The sequence below is a fragment of the Chryseobacterium sp. A301 genome, assembly GCF_054489425.1.
The window spans coordinates 555,539-580,055 of record NZ_JBTMWY010000001.1 but is presented as its reverse complement, the minus strand read 5'-3'; the positions used below and the strand labels follow the sequence as shown (position 1 = coordinate 580,055).

The following is a 24,517-nucleotide window of genomic DNA, read 5'->3' as shown; positions in this document are numbered from 1 at the left end:
GAAGCAGGAATATCCTGTGACTTGGTTTTGTTTTAATTGGGAAGGCATTTCAAAAAGGCCTTCACACTTGAGAGTTCGTTTTCTTTTAACTTCGACTCTTTTACGCAATTGGAAAGACCCTTTTTCCCTTCTGGGAAAAGACTTTCTAACCCTTTGCCTTTCTTCGCAATTTCATAGAACGTATCTCCACTTTGGATGTAATACGTCGTAGAACTAGGTACAAAACGGCTTGGCAATTGAATTTCAAGGGGAGTGCTCGCTTGTTTGGCTTCTTTGAAATTGACTTTGTCTTTTCTATACAAAGTGTAAGTTGGCGTCTGCTCCACTAAGAACAAATACCCTAACACCTTCTTATTTCCATCCTCATAGGACACCAAACGGGCCTTATCTCCCTTTCCTATCCAATTGATCTCCTCAAATTCTGGTTCTTTTTTGAGAACAAATACTTCCCCATCTTTGCTTACTTCGATCTCGTCTTTGTATGCATCGTAACGTACAGGCCACTGCCCTTCCACGCCTTTAATTTGCGCCTCTATGAATTTATCATTCAAATAGACCGACCCTTCTACTTCATTGTACTGGACAGATTTTTTAGAAAGGACGGAGCGAAGTCTATCGCTTTCAAAGGAGTCTCCACCTGAAGCCCAATTTTGAGCAAAGGATACGATACCGGAAACAAGACAAAAGATAAGTATGATTTTCTTCATGGATAAGATTTAAAATGAGCAACTTTTGAGTTGCTCATTAATTTTAATTTTTAGCAAGCTTTGTTCTTATTTATACCAGAAAGGGGTAAGGTCGCTTGCTCTATCAAACACATCGTCTCCCGTCATTTGAGGTACATTCGCCGCATTCGCAGAATATTCTGATGCAGGATATACAAGTCTAAACGGTTTGGTTGTTTTTGAAGTTGATAAAGAAAGTGGCGTTACAGGGTACCCCGTTTTCTTGTAATTAATAAAGGTTTCAAGTGCGTTGTAATTGGTAAGTGCAATCCATCTTTGGTATTGAATTGCTGCCAATTGATCTTCTTTCGTTAATCCCCAACCTACTTGTGGTTTGGCCGTAATCGCAGCTAAGTATGCGGTTGCATCTACCGCTGTGAGTCCGTCAGCCACAAACGAAGCTTGTACCGCTTTCTCAAAATGCGATTGACCTCCTGAGAATGTACCTGGATAATAGACAGCAGCTTCGGCTTGAAGTAGTTCACTTTCCGCAAGGAACATGACCACACCGGGTGCACTAGATCCCGTACCGGCCGCTTGGGCAAAGATTCCACCGAAACCGGAGAAGTTTCCGTTTGCACGTTTGGTGCCATCTGGGCAGTCGTCAACAGCTTTGACAGCTCCTTGAACAAGCCCTTGGTAAGATACTATTTTTGTACAATACTCCGTCGCCGTTGCAAAGAGGAAGCCCGCTCTAGGGTCTACTACCCCGGCTGTAATTTTATTTACGTCCCCTGTTAAGGTTTTCACAATATGGTCTGAAGCGCGATATAGCAGGTACCCTCCTGTATTGGAAGATCCGGTCGCTGTTTGTCTACCAAACCAGTTGTATAAAGGGTTCTGACTTGCAGCCGTGGAGGCATTGTATCCCGGTTGAATTTTTACATCCGCCGTTAAAAACTGTGCTCCTGCAAGTTTTCCAAGAATTTCATTTCTGGTCGCTACTCCAGTACCGTCCGTGGTATTGGATAATCTTACTGCATACTTTAAGAGAATGGTATTTGCGAATTTCTTCCACTCAGCCATTTTTCCGCCAAGCATGACATCTTCCGTTGCGCTCACCGCAAAATCAGCACTTCCGCTGTTATTGATAAGAGTGATCGCTTCCATTAACTCAGTTGCCAAGGCCTTATAAACATCTGCATCGTTATCGTATGTGGGTGTTACAAGATCCGCTTCTTGAAATGCTTCGGTATACGGGATGTCCCCGTAAAGATCCACAATGTATTGCATGTAGTACGCTTTCATAATCTTAGCAATGGCCACGTGATTAGGTGCTTGCGCGGCCTGATCTGAATCGATCATCACCTGAAGGCGCGTCACTGCACGGTACATATCGTTCCATATACCAGCATAAAAGCCTGAATGGAGCGTTAAGTTGGTTTCATCTGTAGCGGGATTTCCGTACTGGTAATTGTTCCCTGTCCATGCGTTCATCCACAGATTTCCAAGGGCATTCATTCGACCTGCCTGAATCGCGTAGGTTGAGGTTTGTGCCGCGGCTAACCTTTGCTTTAAACTAATGGCAGAAGATACGGGTTTGTTTGGATTTAAATTATCATCCAACCTGCACGACGTTAAAGCTAGAAGTCCAGCTAACGACGCGATTATATACTTTTTCATATTATTCGAGATTAAAATTTAACATTTAATGAGAAACCGTAGGTTCTTTGGTTAGGGTATTGCGTACTGGTCGCAATTCCTTTCGCATTCCCTGAGGTGAAACTCGTTTCCGGATCCGCATAGTTTAAGTTGTCATCCGCGTACTTCACAAATGGATTTCTCGCATGCACTCCGAAGGTCAGTTCGTTCATACCTGTACCGGCAAGAATGTTTTGAGATAAAGAATAACTAAGCGATAATTCTCTAACCTTGAATGCGGTCGCATCAAATAGGAAGTTCTCACCAATACGGTTGTAGATACTTGAATAGTAAGAAAGTACACCACCGTAGTCTGCGTGATTACCTCCTACATAGACATCCGTATTGGGAACGTAGGTTCCACTACCGTTATCGTAAACCGATCCTGGAATGATATACCCTTGGGTTCTATCCATTTGTCCAGACTCATAAATAGTTCCGTTAAAAGAAAGCCCATTGGCCACATCCCCAACAAATTTATGTCCGGTTCTGTAATCCATTACCACCCCTAATTTCAGTCCTTTGTATCGTACGTTGGTTGTAAATCCATAGGTATGTTTCGGCACCGCAGTGGCAGCTTCCACTAAATTGGAAGTCACAAGTGGATTTCCTGTTGCGGAATTCACGATAATGTTCCCATTTTCGTCACGCTGCATCATGTTTACTTTAATGAGCGGGAACAAGTATCCTTCTTTTGCGTAAATACCTGCTCTTGATCCTAATGTAAGTAAACTTACTTCGTCGGTTTCGTCGGTCACCTTAAGTACCTTCGATTGCGCCGTATAATATGAGAAGTTCATATCCCACGTAAAATCTTTCGTGCGAATAGGAGAAACGCCTAAATCAATTTCTAAACCTTTGGACTGCATCAGACCAATGTTAATTAATTTGGTGTTAATCCCAGAGGCATTCGATGTCGTTTGAGTGGTAATCAAATCATCAGTATCTTGTTGGAACACAGATCCGGAAAGTGTGATCCGGTCTCTTAAGAATCCTAATGCTAAGTTAATCTCCTTACTGGTTACGAACTCTGGACGAATCTCAGGATCCGTTGCATTCAGTGAATTTACATACGAAAGACTACCGTTGGTGTACGGAAATCCGCTTCCAATCTCTGAGATCTGGTTGATACCATACCAACCGATAGAACTTGAGTTCCCTACACGCGCCCAGTTAGCAGACACTTTCATGTAGTTAAGTACATTTCCACCAAAATCCCATGCTTTTGTTGGAACAAAGGAAAGTCCTACAGAAGGATAGAAGTATGAATTGTTGTCTTTTGGAAGCACAGAAGTCCATTCGTTTCTTCCCGTTGCATTTAAGAATAGGAAGTTTTTATACGCTAAGTCTAAGTTACCAAAGAATGCGTAAGAGTTTCTTCTGTAAGTTCCATTTTCAAGGGCTGTTGCCGCGTAGGGTTTGGTTACGTTTGAAATGGAATATAGTCCTGCAATGTCAAGGTTCGTCCCTCCCGCTTCAGACACTTTGTATTGTCTTTCTTGGTAGTTATTTCCCACCGTTAAGTTCATGTTCAAATCTTCGGTCAAGTCGTAATTGAAATTAACGAGTAAATCGCCGTAGTATCTCAAATCATTCGTTTGACGAATATTTAGGTTGGAAACAATGGAACTAATGTAAGGTCTGTAATCCGGGTGAATCAACGAGTTAGACCAATCGTCTTGGTACTGAGTACTTGTTGTATTGTTGTTCTGTATGTTCCCCGTGTACTTTACGGAAATATGATCGTTCACTTGATACCCCAAGGACGCGGTTGCATTTAAGAAATTTCCAGAATAATTGCTTCGGTTATGCTTAATGTACCAGTACGGGTTTAAATAATAGATATTCCATGCATAGGCATTGTCCGGATAGTCTTTGTACGCCGTAACTGGAATGTCTGGTGCCGATTGAAGTAAATCCCAATAAAGACCTCCATTGGTTTCAGAAGTCGTTCTTCGAATATAATTCACACTTCCGTCGATCGTCCACTTGTTCACCTTAGCTCCCCCTTTAAAGAGTAAAGAGGTTCTTCGGTTCGTATCATCCTGGATTACAAAGTTCCGATTCATATGAGAAATATTCAAAAGGGCATACTTCCCTTCACTTCCCGCATTAATCGTTAAATCATTACTAAAGACAGAACCCATTTTAAAGAACTTCTTCACCTCATCTCTCGCCTCATACCTGCCGGCAATCTGAGCTGGAATGTCTCCAGAAGTCATATCGTCGGAACCGTAATTCCAGCTATCCAAATTAAAGAAGCCATCTCCGTCATAATCGTAAAGTGGATATCCATAAGTGGTCATAGATCCATCAAAAGCGGGACCCCACGCCCCATTTTCATATTGGTCTCTCGCACCGTCCCAACCTTGGCCGTAGTTTGTTTGTCGAATTGGAAGCTTCGCAACTTGTTCAAAATCTACAGTCCCACTGTAATTTACAGTAAGACCTCGTCTTGATCCTTGCTTCGTGGTAATCACAATCACCCCGTTTACCCCGTCTGATCCATACAGGGCTGATCCTTGCGCCCCTTTAATTACGTTTACCGATTCAATAACATCGGTAGGCAACTGTTGAAAGATCGAGGCCGTGGAGATTGCCCCGTCTATTACGATCAGTGCTTCGTTGTTCCCTGTAATGGAACGAGCTCCTCTCAGCTGAATGGAGCTTGAACTGTTGACACTGCTATTGGTTTGAGTAATCTGTAACCCCGATACCTTCCCTGTTAAAGCTTGAATTGGATTCGAGTTCGAGGCTTGGTTTAAGGCCTCAGCCGTTACAACTTGCTGAGCAGAAGTTTGAGCATCAACAATTTTTTTGATACCCAAGGCTCCGGTAATGACTACCTCACCAATGTTTTGAGTTCTTACCGAGTCCCCTTGTTGCGCATTCACGAGCGCAAACGAAGAGGTCAATACAACGGCCAGAACGCTAGTTGTTAATTTCTTCATATCAAATTAAATTTTTTGGATATTCAAATGTGCAAATATTTGTTAAAACCACAAAGGGTTTTGTTAAAAATTTCTTAATAAATTTTAGATAATGAACGAAAATGTCAGATTGAATACATTAACCACAATATGAATCGCATTCATATAAAACTTTGTGAACGCCCGTCCTAAGCGACTTGACAGAAAACATTTATGATATTTCACCTTCTTAAATGAAAGGAAATATTCATTCTACTAAAACCAACATTCCTTTACTCAGAATTAGAAAACACATGAAAAAAAAGCAAACTATTGAATAAATCGCATTGGATAGTAAGGTCAGATCTCCCGTAACCATACTACATACTGAAAACGATTGTGAGTAACAATCCTTTGATCCAGCATCAATCGTTAAAAAAGAAAGAAACTTCGAGGGTTTGCGAAAGCGCTTCAAAAAAGCTGAAATATGAGCATAAAAAAGCCGCCAAAAGGCGGCTCATTAAATCAAATTAGAAATTTTAGTTCTTTTCAATTGTCCCTACAAAAAGGAGAGGTTTCTGATTGGGTCCTTCAATGGAGCAATCAATCTTTCCAGATTTATCCACCTCCATTTTCACAAGGTTAATATCGGTTTGGTCATTCAAAAAGAAATTAAGAAGAATGTTTCCATTGTCCAATGTTTTTCTAGCGACGGTGAAGTCTTGAGAAAGTGCCACCAAAGAGGTCTTGTCTAATTTGGACTCCTTGTCGTTAATTGGCAAATTGATTCTTAACTCGTCGTGATTCACTTGCACACCTATTTTATCACTTGTCCCGTCTTGAATTGTGGTACTCACAATCCGTCCGGTGCCAGCGGGCGCACTATAAGTCGTTCGACTCGTATAATCTTTCGCAATGAAGTTAAAATTGTTAGAATACACCATCTGTTGTATATTCTCAAAGCTTACCTTCTTGGACGAGCAACTAATAAGTGTCGCCAGAAGGGCAATCATGCAGGTATTAAATAGAATTTTTTTCATAGGATTTCGATTTTGGTGTTGTGTATGGTAGAATTGTATAAAGGTAAAAAAAACCGCCCGAAGGCGGTTTAAAAATATAATTCTAAATATTAATGAATGTCCCAGAACAACTTAGTCGTATAAGAGTCTCCTCCAATAGCACTAGCTGCTGCTTTCACATTCACTTCGTTAGTTGAATATTCGTTACTAGAATATGGCATTCTGTATACCAACCCGTCTGCAATTCCTGGAACCACTAGAGTAGGTGAATCAAGTCTTCTAAAGAAGTACCAAGCTTCAATTCCTCTGTTGTGCATTGCACTCCAAGCAGCTAAACCAACTGATTTCTTCCAGTTAACCGCATCGTATGGATTTGCAAGAAGGAAAGCAGCCGTATCGGCAGCATCAACTCCCCATGTATTCATAGACTGTGTTACAGCATCCACATACCAAAGAGCAGCAGTTTTCCCAACACTAAATCCTCTAGCAGCAGCTTCTAATAGCATGAATTTCGTGTAATCAACATCTAAAATTCTACCCGGAACGTCCGCTTTTGTAATGTCTGGTGAAATGTGTGAGTAGTTTGCGTAAGCAGCAAGTACTCCATAAGGACCACCTTCGTAATTTCCATCTTTATCTACTGTAAAGTATTTTGGTACTCTTGGGTCGTTTACACTCTTTAAGTAATTCATGTACACATCCGCAGGAATAAAGTCATCACGACCACTCGCTACTAAATTTTGATAAACTGGATTTGCAAACTGACCGTTCATAAAAGGATGAGAATAAGCATCTGCCTCCGTTAAAATCACGCCATCTTGGTATGCGCTTTCGATCATCGTTTTGGCTTTCGCTTGGTTTACATCAGCCAAGTTTAATCCCATCTGTAACTTCAAGGTATTTCCAAATTTTTTCCACTTGGACATGTTTCCTTTGTAGACAAGATCTACATCATATCCTGGAAGACCAGGAGTAATGGAAGCCAAAGCAGCATTCAGTCTTGTTTCTAAGTCTGCGTAAATGGTAGCTGCATCATCGTATTTTGGTTGCAAAATTTTAGTTTCTCCATTCTGAAGTGCTTCTGAATAAGGAACATCTCCAAAAGTATCCACTAAATTAGCCCAAGCAAACACAGAAAGAAGCTCGATCGTTGCATGCTTATTGGTTTTGATTTTAGCCTGATCTGCAGTACTATAATTTGTACTTTCTGCTTCTGTTTCTAAATAAACCGAAGCGGTCTTAAGTGGTCCTAAAATATCCCTCATCAATGTATTATAATGATTCTGAGGTTGGTTTCTAGTTACAAAATTGTAGTTGGTTTCATCTACATATTGAGTTTCTGTCCACTGTTGAGTAAAGAATCTCGCAATATTTAAGTTCACACTTGGAGTCACCCACTGTTCCGCAAGATACTGTTGAGAGGCCGCCACTAAATTTGCGGACGGAACCACTTCCGGTTTCTTCGGATTTACGTTGAGGCTCGAGATATCCCTTTCACAAGACATTGTGATTGAAGTAGCAAGGAATATACTACACGCTATATAAATTAACTTTTTCATTGTTCAAATAGTATTAAAATTTAATATTGACATTAAATCCAAAATCTCTAGTAGTTGGTAAGACACCGATTGAGTTACCTCTTGATCTTAGTCCACCACCAACTCCTGCTTCAGGATCTGCATACGGAAGATTCTTGTGAATAATCCAAAGGTTTCTTCCCACTAAGGATACTGTAACTGCTTCCACAAATGTTCCAGAAAGGATTGATTTAGGAAGTGCATAAGAGATACTAGCTTCTCTTAATTTCACGTAAGAAGCATCGTATACGTGCTCACTGTTAGGAACGTTTCCATACCCTTTAGGGTTGTAACCAAAGTATGAATTTGCATCTAATGCACCGTTACCAATTTCTGCCGTATTTGGATTTCCGTTTGCATCAACACCTGGTAGTACAACTCCGCTAGGATCTCTGTACATTGGGTCCACTGTATCCGCATAAAGCGCAGTAGAGTACCCGTACCATAAGTCAGTAGAGAAGGTATCTCCTCCTTGTTGAACGTCAATTAAGAAACTTGCACTAAGACCTTTGTATTTGAAGGAGTTTCTAACCCCTCCAGTCCAGTCCGGAGTAATATTTCCAATTACTTCTCTGTTACCCGATTTCTGCCAAAGACCATTTGATCTAACAATTCTTTGACCGTTTTCGTGATATACATAATCTGTACCTCTTAAAGTACCCATCGCTTCACCAACGGTTGCATTTAATGTAACACCACCTTGGTAACCTCCTAATTGGTAATTATCAACACCGTTTAAGTCCACAACTTTGTTTTTGTTTTTCGCAAAGTTAATGTCCATATCCCATGAGAAATTGGAAGTTTTAATTGGAGTTGCATTAACTGAAACTTCAATCCCTTTGTTGTCAATACGACCTGCATTAAATACAGTTGCAGAATATCCTGTACCTACTGAAATTGGTAAGCTAATAATCTGGTCTTCAGTTCTTGTATCGTATACAGTTACATCAAATCCTAATCTGTTTCTGAAGAATTGCGCCTCCATACCTAACTCAACCTCTTTCGATCTTTCTGGCTTAAGTTCAGCGTTTGCAAGAGTATTAGCAGTATCATACAATACTACACCTGCGAAGTTACCAATGTTTCCATAGGTATTCTTAAGCTGGTAAGGACTTGTTGCTCCCCCAACTACAGCGTAGTTACCACGGATTTTCCAGAAACTTAAGAAGTTAGGTTTTACCAGGTTGGAAAGAACAATAGATCCTGCAATAGATCCGTATCCATAAGCATTGTTATCTTTTGGAAGAGTTGATGATTTATCCACACGGTAAGTACCGTCGATGAAATAAGTATCTAAAATCCCTAATGACGCAGTCGCGTACGCACCTGCAGTCGCGATTTTATTTAAAGTCTCACTAACAGGTAAAGGTTGTCCCGCAGAATTAGAAAGAGCATACAAACCTGGTAGTGCTAATCCACCTTCTGTAGAAGCATAGTCAGATTCATATTGGTTTCTTCTTACGTTTCCTCCCACAACCCCAGAGATGTCCATATCATCACTTAAGTCAAAGTTGTAATTCGCTAATAAATCGAAGTTAGCTTCGGTTTGTCTAATCGTTTGTTTTGAATACCCAGAGGTAACGTTGTCACCTGAAGCACCAAATCCTCTTGGAGCAGAACCTGCAGCTAATCTTTCCTCAAGCGTCATTCCTAAATAGTCATAAGATAATTTAGCGGTTGCAGAAACATTTGGACTAAATTTATAGTCAACGGCTGCATAGCTAAAGTTTCTAATTCTATCATCGGTCTGATAACTTTGATATCTTGCGAAGTAAGGGTTATCCCAATATGCCGGTGTTGGATTGGTTGGAGATTTTCTGTTCCACGTGATGTTTTGTTTTGTTCTGTTGTAAGCATTCTTAAGTGCATACATATCCGCATCTACGTTCCACCATTGTCTGAAAGCAGACATTTGGTTATCAGAATACCCAGTTTCGTTACGACCTTTCGTATCTTGAAGTGTCAAAGTTGAGTAGATACTTGCTGATAGTTTATCTGTAAAATCAAAGTTGAACTTAGTGGATAGCGTATTCTTTCTTAAATTAGAATTCGGCATAATCCCTGTCATCATCTGGTTTGTGTATCCTAGCATGATGTTAGATTTCTCAGCACTTTTCTCTAATGTGATCGAGTTCACATAATTCGAAGACGTTTCGAAGAAGTCTACTGGTGTATGAGCTCCTGCTACATAAGGTCTCATTTTCCCGTAGTTTGGCGACGTTGGGTCAAAAGAGTCCCAATGGTAAATTGGGTGTCCATCGTAAGCAGGTCCGAAGGAACCGTCATCGTTGTAGTTCGTGTAATCAGAACCAAACGTGAAATCGTTCCCTGCGTATCCACCACCAAATTTGTTTTGGTATTCTGGGAATGTAGATTTATCAATTACCCCAAAGTTGGCTGCTGTATTCAGCGTTACCCCCCAACGGCTATCGTTTGATCCACGTCCATTCTTGGTAGTAATCACAATTACCCCGTTAAGTCCTCTCTCTCCGTAAAGAGCCGAAGCCGCAGCTCCTTTCAATACGTTCATCGATTCAATGTCCTCTTGGTTGATATCCGATAAGAAGTTACCGAAATCATAGAAACCAGATAAGGAATTGTTACTTACGGGCGATCCGTCAATTACGACTAATGGATTCCCACCATTCAGCGATTTGTACCCTCTAATAACAAGGTTGGTAGATCCCCCAAAGTTGTTGTTAGTGTTCACCTGTAAACCTGCCACTTTCCCAGAAAGTTGAGAAGCTACGTTACCAGTGTTGGTCGTCCCGCCGGTAATTTCATCTGCCTTCACTTCTTGTGAAGAATAAGTTAGAGATTTTTTCTCCCTTTTAATACCGAGTGCCGTTACGACAACGCCCTCGATATCTGCAGTTCTAGTGGTGTCAACCTGCGCATTTACAAGTGCAAATGACGAAGTCAACACAACGGCTAAAACGCTTGTTGTTAGTTTCTTCATATCAAATTAAATTTTTTCAATAGACAAATGTGCAAAACTTTGTTAAATTGACCAAACGTTTAGTTAATAAATTCTTAAAAATTTTTTATATTTGGGAAAGGATTTTCGCTTTATGTGAATTAAAACGAATACGAATTATGTTAATAAAAAAATTGACAAATAGCCTAGTAGAAGCAGGTTGCGACGAAGTAGGTCGCGGCTGTTTGTCGGGTCCAGTAGTCGCCGCAGCCGTCATATTAAAAGAAGATTTTTTTCATGAATTAATAAACGACTCAAAAAAACTATCCGCAAAGTCCCGTCAGCAGATGGCTTTGTATATTAAACAGCATGCATGGGACTATGCAATTGCGGAGTTACCCCCGGCTGTGATCGATGAGCATAACATCTTAAATGCAAGTATTAAGGCGATGCATTTCGCGATAGATGACTTAAAAGTAAGACCGGAGCATATTGTTGTCGATGGAAATCGATTTCATACCTACGGATCGATACCTCACACCTGCGTGGTCAAAGGGGACGCTAAAGTTCTCTCAGTGGCTTGCGCCTCTATATTAGCAAAAACCTATCGAGATGAACTCATGGGTAAACTTCATTCCGAGTTTCCACAGTACGGGTGGGATAAAAACATGGGATACGCAACCAAAGTACATCGCGAAGCCCTCAATCGATTTGGACCCACTCCCTATCATCGACAAAGTTTTCGACTCAAATACGACTAATATAAAAAACGAAAACAGGAAGCTTTTGCTTCCTGTTTTCATTTTTATTGGGCTAAACCTTACTTCTTATTCGAACGATTCGAGCTAGGTTTTTTTTGATTTTGTTGGGTTTTTTGCTGCTCTTGAGCCTGCTCCATCATTTCTCGCATACGCTTTTGGAACTTCCCTTCTTTCTTAGGTTGGGCTTTGTTCGCCTGAATCTGTGCATGGATTTTTTTCTCATCCAAGATCCAATATTTGATCACAAGGATAATGACAATGTTAATCGCATTGGAAACAAAATAATACCATGAAAGTCCTGAAGCCATCGTGTTTAAGAAGAACAAGAAGGTGATAGGGAAGATATACATTAAGACCTTCATATTAGGCATTCCTGGCGCAGTAGGCTGCTGCATGTTCCCAGCGGTAAGCATCGTGTACACTAAAATCACAGCCGTACATGCAATCGCAAATACGCTTAAATGGTCTCCAAGGATAGGAAGTGCAAACGGAAGTTGAATCAAATCGTCGTATGCGGTTAGGTCTTTTGCAAACCAGAAGCTTTCTCCTCTCAAGTCAATAAAGTTAGGGAAGAATCGAAAGAGTGCATAGAAAATAGGCACCTGAAGTAGCGCGGGTAAACAACCGGCCATTTGATTCACCCCGGCCTTTCGATAGACTGCCATCGTGGCCTGCTGACGCTTCATCGCATCAGCATCTTTGTATTGTTTATTTACCTCGTCGATTTCTGGACGAATGACTCGCATCATCGCACTAAGCTTATGCTGCTTGAACATCACGGGAGAGAGGATTAATTTCACAATAATGGTCATTAGGAAAATGACCCAACCTGCGGCAATTCCGAAGGACGAAATGAAGTTATACAAAGGCATGAAAAACCAACGGTTAATCGTTCCAATGAAAGACCATCCCAAAGGAAGGATTTCATCAAAATTCTTATCGTATGATTTCAAAAGGGGCAAGTCTAGGGGAAGGAAATACCAATTGAAATCTTGGTTTAACTCTCCTGCCGTCATTTGAACATCCCCTGAAAAGTTTAATTTCTTTAAATAGGGTCCTTCTTCAATCATATCCTGATTTCCAACAGATCCATTAAATCCATTCGAAGACTCAATAATAGAGGCGAAAAACTGCTGCTTCACTCCAATCCAGTTTAGGGTTTCTCCTTTTTCGTCTAAGCCTGTTCTCCCATCGTAATCGTAGGATTTATAATTATTAAATGCGTAAGAAAATTCGGAATGCGTTTGTTCTTGGCTACGTCCTTTCTCCACATTGATTACATTGTAGTCCCATTTAAAGGCAGCTTTGGAATCGTTTGAGATTTGGGAAAGACCTTTTGTTCTCACCTTGAAATCAAGCGTATAATTTGGATTTAAAGTGTAAACAAATGAAATATTGGCTCCTGCACTTTGCGCCGTAAGGGTCAGTTGATTACCATTCTGACTAGGAGAAAAGAGTAAATCTTTTGTATTGATGGTTTTGCCCGTTTTGTCCTTAAATTCAAATCCGTAAGAAGCACTGTTCTTTTCAACAATGACCAGGGGCAAATCCGCTTTGTCTGTTTTGGAATCGTACGCTTTGTAATTTTTAAGCTCTACTTTGGAAACCCCTCCCCCTAAAGTGGAAAATTCAAGCCGTAGCTCCTCGGACTCCAAAGGGATGGTCTGAACAGAAGCCTCGGCACTATCAGTAGAGGCCAAAATCGCAGCTTCAGCGGGCTTTACTGCCTCTACCTTCTGAGCGACTGCGGCCGCTTCTTGGGTTTTTACTTCGGCTTCTTTGTTTTGTTTGTTCTGAAAATAGAACATCGCCCCTAGCATAAGTGCTGAGAAGAGCATAAAACTAATTAACTGATTCTTGTCTAATCCGTTATTTTGTCGCATTCCTTATATCGTATTTGGTCTGTATCTAAATTAACTTCCTCTAAAACTATTCTATAGCCTAGTGCAAATTTCAAGGTCACAAAATTACTATTTTTTTTTTGAAAGCCTCCTTTTAGTTTGGGCGAAAAACGAACGAAGTACAAAACGCCAAGTTTTCACGCAAAAGGAGCCGTCTCAATACAATTTTGAGGCGGTTTTTTTATATACTTAATTTTAAGTAAATATTTTGTGGGTTTGCACGATTTGTAGTGATTGAGCAAAAAGAGGCTCTTGTTTAAGCTCCTTTCTTTCTTAAATTGTGCGCTAATGCATGCAATCCGAACTATAATTCTGCTTTTTGCATTCCTATATGTGTGAATCGTTTGAAGTTTCTGTTGGATTTGATATGAGCAAATACAGGTTTCACATCCACACTACGCTGCTTGCGATTTATTTCTCCAAGTTCGCTCAGCATGTTTTCCCGCACTTTGGACTTATGGCGTTCTAAATGCTTTAGGGACGGTTATTTGGTATTTGGATATATAAACACCCTCTTTTACCAAGGAACGCTTCCCGTTTCCAAGGTCTATTCCGTCTAAATCGATATATTTAAACCAATCATGCCGTGCCTTTTCTGCCATATACAGGAAAAGCCGCTTTACTTTTATGGACGTACATGCCTCCAAGAGCTCCTGTACCTGTTTTGGCCGGAGGTTGTTCAACCCTTCCATGATTTCGTAGCACTCGACCAGTTCTTGTTTTTTGGGCGTTAGGTACAGACATTCCATTAAGGCCCTTGTAGGGTTGGACACCAACAAACTGAAAGCCCCCTGTTCCAAAACTTGCAACCCTATTTTGGGCGGAAGGAAGGTGGAGCTGAAGTAGTTCACTTTTACCTCCCAATCGTATTTTGAAAACCAAGCGGGCAAATTTTCATCGCTTCCCCCGAACAATGTTATCTGTTTTGCAGATAGCTCCAGATAATGGGTTTTTCCCAATAAGGACAAGGCCGTTTTACCTCCAGGATGGATATTCAGACCAGCTTGCTGTTGCAATGCGGACAAAGCACCCTGATAGGTAGGCTTATCACCCACCCGCATCCAAGCTCCCGTTCCTATAGAATAAATCCAATTGCTGGTCTTATATCGGTTCAGCAATTGCGTGGAGAACTCATTTTCCGTTAACCACGAACTTAAATACACGACCCCCGGAGGCTGTGAATTAAGAAGATGGTTTATTTTTTGCTCTTTTTCCAAACCAATAGTTTCTGTTTTCGACTTTTTTTAAACTATAAAAATAGTCTTTAGTTTATTTAAATATAAATATACAAACTATAAGTTTGCTTATTCATGTTTTTTTAAACTTTTTAAATCAAAAAGATGGACACTCATAAAAAACATGGTAATAGATAGTATTCTTACAATATTCCCGAAAAATAAACGTCGCAAAATATTTGCGTTCAAATTTATCCGCCTAAAAAATCGGTATCCCCTATTGTTTAATCTAAAATTTTCTAATTATGAAAACAAAGTCAAACGGAACTGCAAAAAAAGTAAATGCAACCGTTAAAAAGGATGTTCAAAAAAAGTTAACTAAACAAGCCATCGGGAAGACCACTGCTATAGAAAAGAAAGCAACAGTGCACACAATAATTTTAAGAAAATAATCATAAAAATAGCCGCCCCAATATTGAGACGGCTACTAGGGCTTTATTTTTTTGTTTGACTCGCTTTCACAAAGGCTACAAAGAGCGGATGCGGCGATTCTACGGTACTTTTATACTCTGGATGGTACTGCACTCCTACATAAAAAGGATGGTCCTTTAATTCCAAAGTTTCCACAAGCTGAGTTTCAGGATTAAATCCTGTGGGAACGAGTCCTTTGGATTCAAATTCCTTCGTATACTCAGAATTAAATTCATACCTGTGTCTATGACGCTCTGAAATGTTTTTGGCTCCGTAGATTTCGTGGAGTTTCGAGCCGGTTTTCAAGCTGCATTTCCAAGCTCCCAGTCTCATGGTTCCCCCTTTCTCCACCACATTCTTCTGGTCTTCCATTAAGGAAATGACTGGATCCAGGGTTGAGGAATCAAATTCAACCGAATTGGCTTTTTCTAGACCTAGCACAGTTCTAGCGAATTCAATGGTCATAATTTGCATCCCTAGACAAATTCCAAGGGTTGGGATTTTGGCCTCTCTTGCGTACTGTGCAGCTACCACTTTTCCCTCAATGCCTCGATCTCCAAAGCCTGGCGCAATTAAGATCCCGTCAATTCCTTCAAAGGTCTGAGCCACGGTTTCCCGCGTAATCTCGCCACTATATACCCAGCGAATATTGACTTCAGTTTCGAGTTCTGCGCCCGCATGGATAAAGGATTCTACAATGGATTTATAAGAATCTTGCAGAGAGACATATTTACCCACAAGAGCAATCTCTACTTTTCTTTTCGGATTTTTATAGCGCTTTAAGAACTGTTTCCAATCCTTAAGTTCTGCTTTTTTGTCTGATTTTAAATTCAAGGCATTTAAAACGACTTCGTCGAAATTTTGCTTCTGCAGATTTAAAGGAACCTCATAGATGGTTTCCATATCTTTCGATTCAATTACACTTGCAATGTCCACGTTACAGAACTGAGCTAGTTTTGCCCTAATTTCTTTCGTTATGCTGTGCTCGGTGCGGCAAACCAAAATATCGGCTTGAATTCCGTATTCCATGAGTTGGCGAACAGAATGCTGAGAAGGTTTTGTTTTCAATTCTCCACTGGCTGCTAAATAAGGAACCAAGGTTAAATGGATTACCATTGAGTTTTGTTCTCCAAGCTCCCAACGAAGTTGTCGTACAGATTCTATGTAAGGAAGTGACTCAATATCTCCGACCGTCCCCCCAATCTCTGTAATAATAATATCGTAATTCTGTTTAGAAAGAATTTTAATACGACGCTTAATTTCGTTTGTAATGTGAGGAATAACCTGAACGGTCTTCCCAAGAAAATCCCCTCTTCTCTCTTTTTCAATCACGGTTTGATAAATTCGTCCCGTGGTTACGTTGTTGTTTTGAGAAGTCGTGGAATCTAAAAATCGTTCGTAATGACCTAAATCCAAATCGGTTTCTGCTCCATCCTGCGTCACGTAACATTCTCCGTGCTCGTAGGGATTTAAAGTACCTGGATCGATATTGATATACGGGTCGAGTTTTTGAATGGTGACATTAAATCCTCGCTCTTTAAGAAGAAGCCCTAGTGAGGCTGAGATGATTCCTTTTCCTAACGAAGATGTCACGCCTCCGGTAACAAAAATATATTTTGTCGGTTTTTTACTCATTGATTTAGGTTTGTGCAAAGTTAAAGGAAAAAACAATGCAGCGCAATTTGATTTCTTTTTATTCTTTCTTTACTTAGTAAACTTAGTTAACTATGGAGCCAAAAACGCACTGCATATTAGGTAATTAGCTATTGGAACCAAGATCGGTAAAAAGATTTTAGTTCGTTTAAAACGAAGATTTAAAAAGCGCACCTTCAAGTTGAAAAAAGCCTCTTTTTTTCTTGCTACTCACCCTTTTTTACTTCCTTTTTTTTTCGAAATAAGCCGCTAAAAAGTGTAAATTGCCATTTGAATTTAAAAAATAGACCTAGTGGCCAAACTAAAATCGGTGTATTTCTGTCAAAATTGCGGCACTCAGTATTCGCAGTGGCACGGACAGTGCAAAACGTGTGGATCCTGGAATACACTCGCGGAAGAAATAGTAGAGAAATCCTCTAGCAAACAGAGCGCAGAAAAATCGAAAAACCACATTATCAACATTGTGGAAGTAGAAACTACGGAAGAGCCTAGAATTAAAAGCAATTCCGAGGAACTGAACCGTGTTCTGGGCGGAGGCATTGTTTTGGGCTCTGTTATTTTAATCGGTGGAGAACCGGGAATCGGAAAATCAACTTTGCTCTTGCAGTTAGCCCTTAAGATGAAAAAGAAGATTCTTTATGTTTCGGGAGAAGAAAGCACCTCGCAAATCAAAATGCGTGCGGATCGACTCACCGAGCTTCAGAATCCGCACTGCTACTTATTCACGGAAGTCTCCGTAGAGAAAATCATTCACGAGGCAAAAAAGCTACAGCCCGATCTGCTCATCATCGATTCGATTCAAACTCTTCATTCTCAAAATTTAGAAAGTTCTCCCGGGACGGTTTCCCAAATTCGGGACTGTTCGAACGAGCTAATTAAGTTCGCGAAAAGCACCTCCACACCTATTATTATTGTAGGTCACATTACAAAAGATGGGCAAATTGCAGGTCCTAAAGTCTTAGAGCACATGGTCGACGTGGTCCTAAACTTTGATGGAGATCGGAACCATCTTTTTAGACTGCTTCGTGCGAGTAAAAACCGTTTCGGTTCCACAGCGGAAATCGGCATTTATGAAATGGTCTCTCAGGGCCTAAAAGAAGTGAAGAATCCTTCCGAGGTTTTAATCACGAAGAAACTTGAACCTCTTTCAGGAAATTCGGTAGCGGTGACCCTCGAGGGGAACCGACCCATGCTCCTTGAAATTCAAGCACTTGTTTCTTCTGCGGTCTACGGTACTCCGCAAAGAAGCACCACGGGCTTTGATAGCAAACGACTTAACATGCTGCTTGCCGTGCTTGAAAAAAGAGCAGGATTTCAATTGGGAGCAAAAGATGTCTTCTTAAACTTGACAGGAGGCATTAAAACGGATGATCCTGCTTTAGATTTAGCCGTTGTGGCAAGTATTCTTTCTTCCAATGAAGACATTCCAATTTCAGAAAAATTTTGTTTTGCAGGAGAGATTGGCCTTAGCGGCGAGGTGCGCCCTGTAAGGCAGATTGAGCAGCGCATATCTGAAGCGGAAAAATTAGGCTACGAAACCATTGTGGTCTCCAAACTAAATAAGATTCCCAAGAAAAAATACGGCATCCAAATAGTGGAAATCAGCAAACTCGATCAATTGCACGAACTCTTATTTTAAACTCATTTTATTGAATTACCTAGCCCACAGTTATCTTTCCTATTCTCCTGAGCAATTGGTGGGAAACCTTCTTGTGGACTTTGCAAAGCGAAAAGATCGTCTTTCCTATCCCAGAGAAATTCAAAAAGGAATTGATCTTCATCATGCGATTGATCGCTTTACCGACAGCCATCCTAAGTTCAAAGCAATCAAAGCGCTATTTCGACCTCTGACTGGACATTATGCAGGCGTGTTTGCCGACATTGTTTTGGATTACTTTATTTTGAATGACAGGCGGCTTCACTCTACTGCTCAGTGGCACACTCATTGTCAGTGGGCGTATCAAAGCCTTACGCAGTATGAAGAGTGGTTGCCCCCACGGTTAAAATCCGCCCTCCCTAGTATGATTCGCGACAACTGGCTTATGCAATATCAGTCCTTAGAAGGGATGAGAAAATCATTGCATCATGTCGTAAGACGAGCAGAATTCTTAGAGGACTCGGTGAATGTATTCGAAGTTTTGGTACAGAACCTCGATCGAATTAAGAAATTGTACGATGCGTTTTTCCCTGAGTTAAAAGCGTATTGTGAAGAGTTTAACGCAGGCCAAAGCTAGAATTCTTTGAATAAGTAACGATCGGGATAGTTTAGCCTCTGGCTTTGTCTTTTGCCCTCAACCGTTAAGTGAATGATGTTGATTTGATCGTCGAAAAGATTGTAAAGCGCACTCACCGCGACTTCCACTTTCCTTGGCGTTTCTACTTTTGAAGACTCTAAATAAACCACCACAGATTCACTGTCCTCCTCAAATCCTAAATAATCAATGTTTAGGAATTCTCCTTCTACTCTTAGACGTAGATTTTCTGACAGGTAGGCTCGAAGAGCCTCGTTTAGAGACTTTTTCATCGACTCATTTTGAAAATAGAGAATCTTCCCCGTCTTTTTTCGAAGTGCATTTTCTAAATCATCTAAGAAGAACCTTCCCGTGATTTGAAAGGTCTGAGATTGAGATGAGTAATTAAACTCCACGCTACCCACATGGTAGGGATGTATAAGCAGTACTTTTGCTTCCGGGTTAGAGCCTGCCTTCGCAAACGAAGCAAAACAAAAAAGCAGTAGGAATGGAAAAAACCAAAATCTTTGAGTCGCAAATTTCATCCTACGAAAGTAGGAATTTCTATGAAAACAATTATTTAAATTTCAAATGATTTCGAAAGGCGTATACTCCAATCACAGTGGCAATCGCTGCGCAAACGGTACTAAACAAAAAGACGCTTCTTGCTCCTAGTGCGTCAATAACCAGTCCCCCACCCAAAGCGCCAAGGGTAATGGCAAGCTGGATAAGTCCCGTTTGAAGTCCACCTGCGCTCTCAGCCTGTTCAGGAATTGTTCGGGTGAGCCAATGGGTCCATCCCACTTGCACAATTCCGAAAAACATTCCCCAAAAAGAGACTAAAACCACGGTGGGAGGAAGGAGTGTCCCCCAATACATGAGACCCACTACACAAATCCCCATGAAAAGTGCCGCCAGTAGTAGCGTTTTATGGAGATTCCAATCAAGAGCATAACGAGATAGACTTGCGCCCAAAAAGTTCGCCACACCAAAACTAAGTAGAACCCAGGTTAAGGTGGCGTCTTTCACATTCGTAACATTTTCGAGAAAAGGTCTTAAATAGGAAAAGAAAATCGCGTAGCTCATAAAAATAAAGAAAGTAGAAAGCATTCCTTGTCTGATTTCGTTGCGCTTTAAAATCCTAAATACTTCGCGAAGTTTAACCGCTCCTTGTGAGGCCATTACAGGCAAGGAAGAAAACTGCCATACAAAGGAAATCACTCCCACAAGAGAAGCAAGCAAGAATACGTTTCTCCATCCGATGTGCATCCCTAAGAAACTGCCCAGAGGGGCAGCAAGTACAGTCGCTACCGAAACTGAACTAAAGATAATCGAAAGAGCTTTGGGGACATGCTCCTTAGGAACCAGACGCATGGCGGTGGCAGCCATCATACTCCAACACCCACCAATTCCAATTCCAAGAAGGATACGCCCTATAATAAGGATGCCAAAATTAGGAGCAAAACCTACAATTAAATTTGAGAAAACAAGAAGTAAGCTAAAGCCCATCAAAACCCACCGACGGTCTAATTTCGCGGTGGTGACTCCGATAAACAAACTAGAAATCATAGCCACGGCGGCCGTGACCGAGATGGCCATTCCCACCGTTCCTTCGCTTACGGTTAGCTCAGAAGCCATCGGAGTTAAAAGACTCGCGGGCAAAAATTCTGCAATAATGAGTCCGGCCACACACAGGGCTACAGACCAAACGGCGCTCCAATTGGGCTGTTCAGCAAAACTTTCCTTATTCCTTTCTTCTCCGTTCATACTACCTGTTTTTTCAATCGGCAAAAGTACCAAATTAATGCCCTTCAAACTGAAATTGCCTAGAGTCTTTTTCTATTGATTTCATAGGTCAATTTTTCTTACTTTTGCGATTCGTCGTACTTTCATTTACTAAAAAACATTTCTGTGAAGGACTTTACTTTGTATTTAAATCTCGGTTGGGAGCATATTATTTCCTTGGATGCCTTAGACCATCAACTTTTCGTTTTGGTTTTAATCATGGCTTACTCGATCCAAGATTTCAAGAAAATTTTAATTCTTGTGACTGCTTTTACCATCGGGCATTCCCTAACCCTCGCCTTAAGTGCAATGGAAATCCTTCGAGTTCCTGGAAATTGGGTTGAGTTCTTAATTCCGCTTACCATTGTATTAACGGCACTTGACAACCTTATTTTACGCAATAAGGCCAAAACCTTAATGCGTCTTAATTATTACCTCGCACTTTTCTTTGGACTCATTCACGGAATGGGATTTGCCAATACGATCCGTATGACCCTAGCGAAGGAGCAGTCTTTGTTCCTCCCTCTTTTAGGCTTTAACATTGGACTGGAGCTTGGCCAGATCCTTCTTGTGGTGGTCTTTTTGCTAGTGAGTTTTGTGATGGTTCAACTGGTGAAGATTCCCAAAAGAGACTGGGCACTGTTTATTTCTTCGGGGGTCTTTTTTCTAGCGATGCAAATGACTCTAGAGCGAATTCCATAATTCAACTAGAAGCACAAAACACCAACTGACGAGTTGGTAGACGTTGATGAGGAATTACTTCTCAGCAGAATTTCAAAAAATAGTTTTGAAAAAAAACTTCATTTTTTTCGTTTTTTGGCAAATAATAAGTAGTTTTGATACGCGAAACCCATTTCAATTCCTCTCGCACCCTTCATTATGAAACTAAAACTACTCTTAATCCTGCTCCTAAGCTTCGGATTTTCCAAAGCTCAAAATCACCAAAACAATCCAGAGGCTAAGCACGGCAATAAGTTCGAACAGCTTGGCACAATCCTACCGACACCCAATGTTTACCGCAACGCAGCGGGAGCTCCGGGAACTCAGTATTGGCAGAACCGAGCGGATTACGACATTACAGCCTACTTAGACGAAGAAAAAAGAAATCTAAAAGCATCCGAGAAAGTAACCTATTATAACAACTCACCGGACGCACTAGACTACCTTTGGCTTCAACTCGATGAGAATGAGCATTCCTCTGTGAACAATGCAGGGTATGATTTCTCTTCTTCCCTTCCCAAGCAAGTCTCTTCAGACGATTTGGGACCTAGTGAACTTCCTAAAAAGAACAACGGTCTTGGGGTTGACCTTGAAAAAGTAGTCGACTCCAATGGAAAAGCGCTTTCGTATACGGTTAACAAAACCATGATGCGAATCGACCTTCCTTCCCCCTTGAAACCTGGTGATAAAATCACCTTCCACATTGACTGGAACTACAACATTTCGAACCGCCTTTCTACGGGAGGACGAGGAGGTTATGAATACTTCCCAGAAGATGGAAACGATCTATACACCATTACGCAATGGTTCCCTAGAATGTGTGTTTACTCTGATTTTCAGGGATGGCAAAACCATCAATTTACAGGACGTGGGGAATTTGCACTTGTCTTTGGAAACTACAAAGTGACGATGAACGTGCCGGCAGATCATATCGTGGCCGCAACAGGCGAAGGTAAAAATTATAAAGAAGTGCTTTCCGCGGATCAATATAGCCGCTACCAAAAAAGCAAAACCTCAAATGAACCTATTGAAATTGTGACTCTAGCAGAGGCCACAAAAGCAGAAAAAAACAAAAGCAAAAAGAGAAAAACTTGGGTTTTCGAAGCTAACGATGTACGTGATTTTGCATGGACAAGCTCTAGAAAATTCATTTGGGATGCGATGCACGTAAAAATCCCAGAAAACGGAAACGACGTGATGGCCATGAGTCTTTATCCAAAAGAGGCCTACGGACTCTATAGAAAATTCTCCACCAAAGCGGTAGCACATACGATTAAGACTTATTCTGAATTTACGATTCCGTATCCTTACCCTGTAGCCCAGTCGATTGAAGCTTCGAACGGGATGGAATACCCAATGATTTGTTTCAACTATGGACGCACGGAGAAAGACGGAACCTACTCCGAAGGAACCAAAAACGGAATGATTGGTGTAATCATTCACGAGGTAGGTCACAACTTCTTCCCTATGATCATCAATTCTGACGAAAGACAGTGGACTTGGATGGACGAAGGACTCAATACCTTTGTGGAGTACCTAACGGAGGAACGTTGGGATCCGAAATTCCCATCGAGAAGAGGTCCGGCCCACACGATTGTGGACTATATGAAATTACCAAAAGACCAGTTGGAACCTATTATGACCAACTCCGAAAATATCACGCATTTTGGACCTAATGCCTACGCAAAACCGGCAACGGGACTCAATATCTTAAGAGAAACCATTATGGGACGTGAACTTTTTGACCAAGCCTTCAAAACCTATTCAAAACGTTGGGCCTTCCGCCATCCTGAACCTGCGGATTTTTTCAGATCCATGGAAGATGCGAGTGGAGAGGATTTAGACTGGTTCTGGAGAGGCTGGTTCTATGGCACCGATCCTGTGGACATTTCTCTCGATAAAGTTTCTGTGGCTACTCCGAACTTAGAGTATTCTCCAAAACCGATGACAAGAAATTACACAGTTGACAAACCGCTTGAAAACGACTTCGTGGATTTGTCTAAAAAACGAAATCAAGCAGATCCTTCTATTGTATTTTACACGGAACAGGACAAGGAATTGCAAGACTTTTACTATCGATACAACCGCGGACTTGAGAAAGTGGACACTACTACTAGTCACACGATGAGTTTTGATTTCCAAGAAAAAGTTCCTGCAAGTGAAAAAGCTAATCTTAAAAACTTAACGGCCTACCAGCTAGAGTTCTCCAACAAAGGAGGACTTGTGATGCCGATTCTACTCGAATTCACTTTTGAAGATGGAACTAAACTTGAGGACAAGCGTCCGGCTCAAATTTGGAGACACAATGAGAAAAACGTGAAGCTTTCCTATGTGTTCGATAAAAAACTAAAATCCATTCAACTAGACCCAATGAAAGAAACCTCTGACATTGACGAAAAGAACAATTTCTGGAGCGCTAGTACAAACAAAGAGCCCGCTACTTCGTTTGACGTCTTCAAACGCAAACAAGGACAGTCCGCTCGCGGCGCTTCCAGTGGAAGACTAAACCCAATGCAGGCCGCTAAGAAATAGACCCAATAAAAATTCCTAAAAACCACTTGCGCAGCGCAGGTGGTTTTTTTAATGCAAAAAAGCGGACCCAAAAAAATCTGCCATATTTACACCTCTTGTCCAAGAGTCTGCCAATTTATCCCCCTAAAGTAGCTTTTTCCTACCCAGCTAGACATTGGCAAAGTTTTGGGGAATTGAAGAGAAAATAACAACAACTAATTAAAATATACAATTATGTCAGTAAATTTCAAACCGCTTGCAGACCGCGTTCTCGTTGAACCTACCGCGGCAGAAACCAAAACGGCTTCCGGAATTATCATTCCAGACACGGCACAAGAAAAACCACAAGAAGGAACTGTAGTGGCAGTAGGCCCTGGAAAGAAAGACGAACCTACCACCGTTAAAGTAGGAGACAAAGTACTTTACGGAAAGTATTCAGGTTCTGAACTTAAATTGGAAGGAAAAGATTTCCTTATCGTAAGAGAATCCGATCTACTTGGAATTTTAGGATCGTAATTAAA

Annotated in this window: 19 protein-coding genes; 7 read left to right on the top strand and 12 right to left on the bottom strand. The window is 41.0% G+C overall.

What is annotated here, in order from left to right:
- Positions 1-32 precede the first annotated feature (32 nt).
- The 6 genes from ACX3PU_RS02750 to ACX3PU_RS02725 all read right to left on the bottom strand — a co-directional run bounded on the left by ACX3PU_RS02750 (position 33) and on the right by ACX3PU_RS02725 (position 10,830).
- Complete coding sequence (locus ACX3PU_RS02750; protein WP_459083371.1) at positions 33-707, bottom strand: hypothetical protein; 675 nt, start codon at positions 705-707, stop codon at positions 33-35.
- Positions 708-773: 66 nt separating this feature from the next.
- Positions 774-2,348, bottom strand: coding sequence for a SusD/RagB family nutrient-binding outer membrane lipoprotein (locus ACX3PU_RS02745; RefSeq protein WP_459083370.1), 1,575 nt, complete (start codon positions 2,346-2,348; stop codon positions 774-776).
- Between the two features lie 11 nt (positions 2,349-2,359).
- Positions 2,360-5,317: a SusC/RagA family TonB-linked outer membrane protein gene (locus ACX3PU_RS02740; RefSeq protein ID WP_459083369.1), complete on the bottom strand. Its 2,958-nt coding sequence runs from the start codon at positions 5,315-5,317 to the stop codon at positions 2,360-2,362.
- 497 nt (positions 5,318-5,814) lie between these two features.
- Positions 5,815-6,315, bottom strand: coding sequence for a DUF4251 domain-containing protein (locus ACX3PU_RS02735; RefSeq protein WP_459083368.1), 501 nt, complete (start codon positions 6,313-6,315; stop codon positions 5,815-5,817).
- Positions 6,316-6,404: 89 nt separating this feature from the next.
- Positions 6,405-7,853 (bottom strand): SusD/RagB family nutrient-binding outer membrane lipoprotein, encoded by a 1,449-nt coding sequence (locus tag ACX3PU_RS02730; RefSeq protein WP_459083367.1) that lies wholly within the window; start codon positions 7,851-7,853, stop codon positions 6,405-6,407.
- Positions 7,854-7,866: 13 nt separating this feature from the next.
- Positions 7,867-10,830 carry a SusC/RagA family TonB-linked outer membrane protein gene (locus ACX3PU_RS02725; RefSeq protein WP_459083366.1) on the bottom strand — a complete coding sequence of 988 codons (2,964 nt, stop codon included), beginning with the start codon at positions 10,828-10,830 and terminating at the stop codon, positions 7,867-7,869.
- 134 nt (positions 10,831-10,964) lie between these two features.
- Between ACX3PU_RS02725 and ACX3PU_RS02720 the strand changes: the two genes are divergently transcribed.
- Positions 10,965-11,549 carry a ribonuclease HII gene (locus ACX3PU_RS02720; protein ID WP_459083492.1) on the top strand — a complete coding sequence of 195 codons (585 nt, stop codon included), beginning with the start codon at positions 10,965-10,967 and terminating at the stop codon, positions 11,547-11,549.
- 59 nt (positions 11,550-11,608) lie between these two features.
- Here the strand turns inward: ACX3PU_RS02720 and yidC are convergent, their stop codons facing one another.
- The 3 genes from yidC to ACX3PU_RS02705 all read right to left on the bottom strand — a co-directional run bounded on the left by yidC (position 11,609) and on the right by ACX3PU_RS02705 (position 14,667).
- Positions 11,609-13,432 (bottom strand): membrane protein insertase YidC, encoded by a 1,824-nt coding sequence (yidC, locus tag ACX3PU_RS02715; protein WP_459083365.1) that lies wholly within the window; start codon positions 13,430-13,432, stop codon positions 11,609-11,611.
- A gap of 322 nt (positions 13,433-13,754) precedes the next feature.
- On the bottom strand, positions 13,755-13,886 hold the full coding sequence (locus tag ACX3PU_RS02710) for a transposase (protein ID WP_459083364.1): 132 nt from the start codon (positions 13,884-13,886) through the stop codon (positions 13,755-13,757).
- Between the two features lie 19 nt (positions 13,887-13,905).
- On the bottom strand, positions 13,906-14,667 hold the full coding sequence (locus tag ACX3PU_RS02705; protein WP_459083363.1) for a type IV toxin-antitoxin system AbiEi family antitoxin domain-containing protein: 762 nt from the start codon (positions 14,665-14,667) through the stop codon (positions 13,906-13,908).
- A 263-nt stretch (positions 14,668-14,930) separates the two neighbouring features.
- On the opposite strand from ACX3PU_RS02705, the gene ACX3PU_RS02700 reads away from it, so the two are divergent.
- Positions 14,931-15,077: a hypothetical protein gene (locus ACX3PU_RS02700; protein WP_459083362.1), complete on the top strand. Its 147-nt coding sequence runs from the start codon at positions 14,931-14,933 to the stop codon at positions 15,075-15,077.
- Between the two features lie 43 nt (positions 15,078-15,120).
- Here the strand turns inward: ACX3PU_RS02700 and ACX3PU_RS02695 are convergent, their stop codons facing one another.
- Positions 15,121-16,731: a CTP synthase gene (locus ACX3PU_RS02695; RefSeq protein ID WP_459083361.1), complete on the bottom strand. Its 1,611-nt coding sequence runs from the start codon at positions 16,729-16,731 to the stop codon at positions 15,121-15,123.
- 310 nt (positions 16,732-17,041) lie between these two features.
- Here ACX3PU_RS02695 and radA point away from each other — a divergent pair, with 310 nt between their 5' ends.
- Positions 17,042-18,388 (top strand): DNA repair protein RadA, encoded by a 1,347-nt coding sequence (radA, locus tag ACX3PU_RS02690; RefSeq protein ID WP_459083360.1) that lies wholly within the window; start codon positions 17,042-17,044, stop codon positions 18,386-18,388.
- Between the two features lie 10 nt (positions 18,389-18,398).
- On the top strand, positions 18,399-18,983 hold the full coding sequence (locus ACX3PU_RS02685) for an acyl carrier protein phosphodiesterase (protein ID WP_459083359.1): 585 nt from the start codon (positions 18,399-18,401) through the stop codon (positions 18,981-18,983).
- Here the strand turns inward: ACX3PU_RS02685 and ACX3PU_RS02680 are convergent.
- Both ACX3PU_RS02680 and ACX3PU_RS02675 read right to left on the bottom strand, forming a co-directional pair.
- On the bottom strand, positions 18,980-19,525 hold the full coding sequence (locus ACX3PU_RS02680; protein ID WP_459083358.1) for a DUF6702 family protein: 546 nt from the start codon (positions 19,523-19,525) through the stop codon (positions 18,980-18,982). The genes ACX3PU_RS02685 and ACX3PU_RS02680 overlap by 4 nt on opposite strands.
- 31 nt (positions 19,526-19,556) lie before the next feature.
- The gene (locus ACX3PU_RS02675) at positions 19,557-20,747 is read right to left on the bottom strand and encodes an MFS transporter (protein ID WP_459083357.1); all 1,191 of its coding nucleotides are present in this window, start codon (positions 20,745-20,747) and stop codon (positions 19,557-19,559) included.
- A gap of 144 nt (positions 20,748-20,891) precedes the next feature.
- On the opposite strand from ACX3PU_RS02675, the gene ACX3PU_RS02670 reads away from it, so the two are divergent.
- The 3 genes from ACX3PU_RS02670 to ACX3PU_RS02660 all read left to right on the top strand — a co-directional run bounded on the left by ACX3PU_RS02670 (position 20,892) and on the right by ACX3PU_RS02660 (position 24,512).
- Positions 20,892-21,467 (top strand): HupE/UreJ family protein, encoded by a 576-nt coding sequence (locus tag ACX3PU_RS02670; protein ID WP_459083356.1) that lies wholly within the window; start codon positions 20,892-20,894, stop codon positions 21,465-21,467.
- Between the two features lie 177 nt (positions 21,468-21,644).
- A complete protein-coding gene (locus ACX3PU_RS02665; RefSeq protein ID WP_459083355.1) occupies positions 21,645-24,017 on the top strand; it encodes a M1 family metallopeptidase in 2,373 nt (790 codons plus the stop codon).
- Positions 24,018-24,230: 213 nt separating this feature from the next.
- The gene (locus tag ACX3PU_RS02660) at positions 24,231-24,512 is read left to right on the top strand and encodes a co-chaperone GroES (RefSeq protein ID WP_459083354.1); all 282 of its coding nucleotides are present in this window, start codon (positions 24,231-24,233) and stop codon (positions 24,510-24,512) included.
- Positions 24,513-24,517 lie beyond the last annotated feature (5 nt).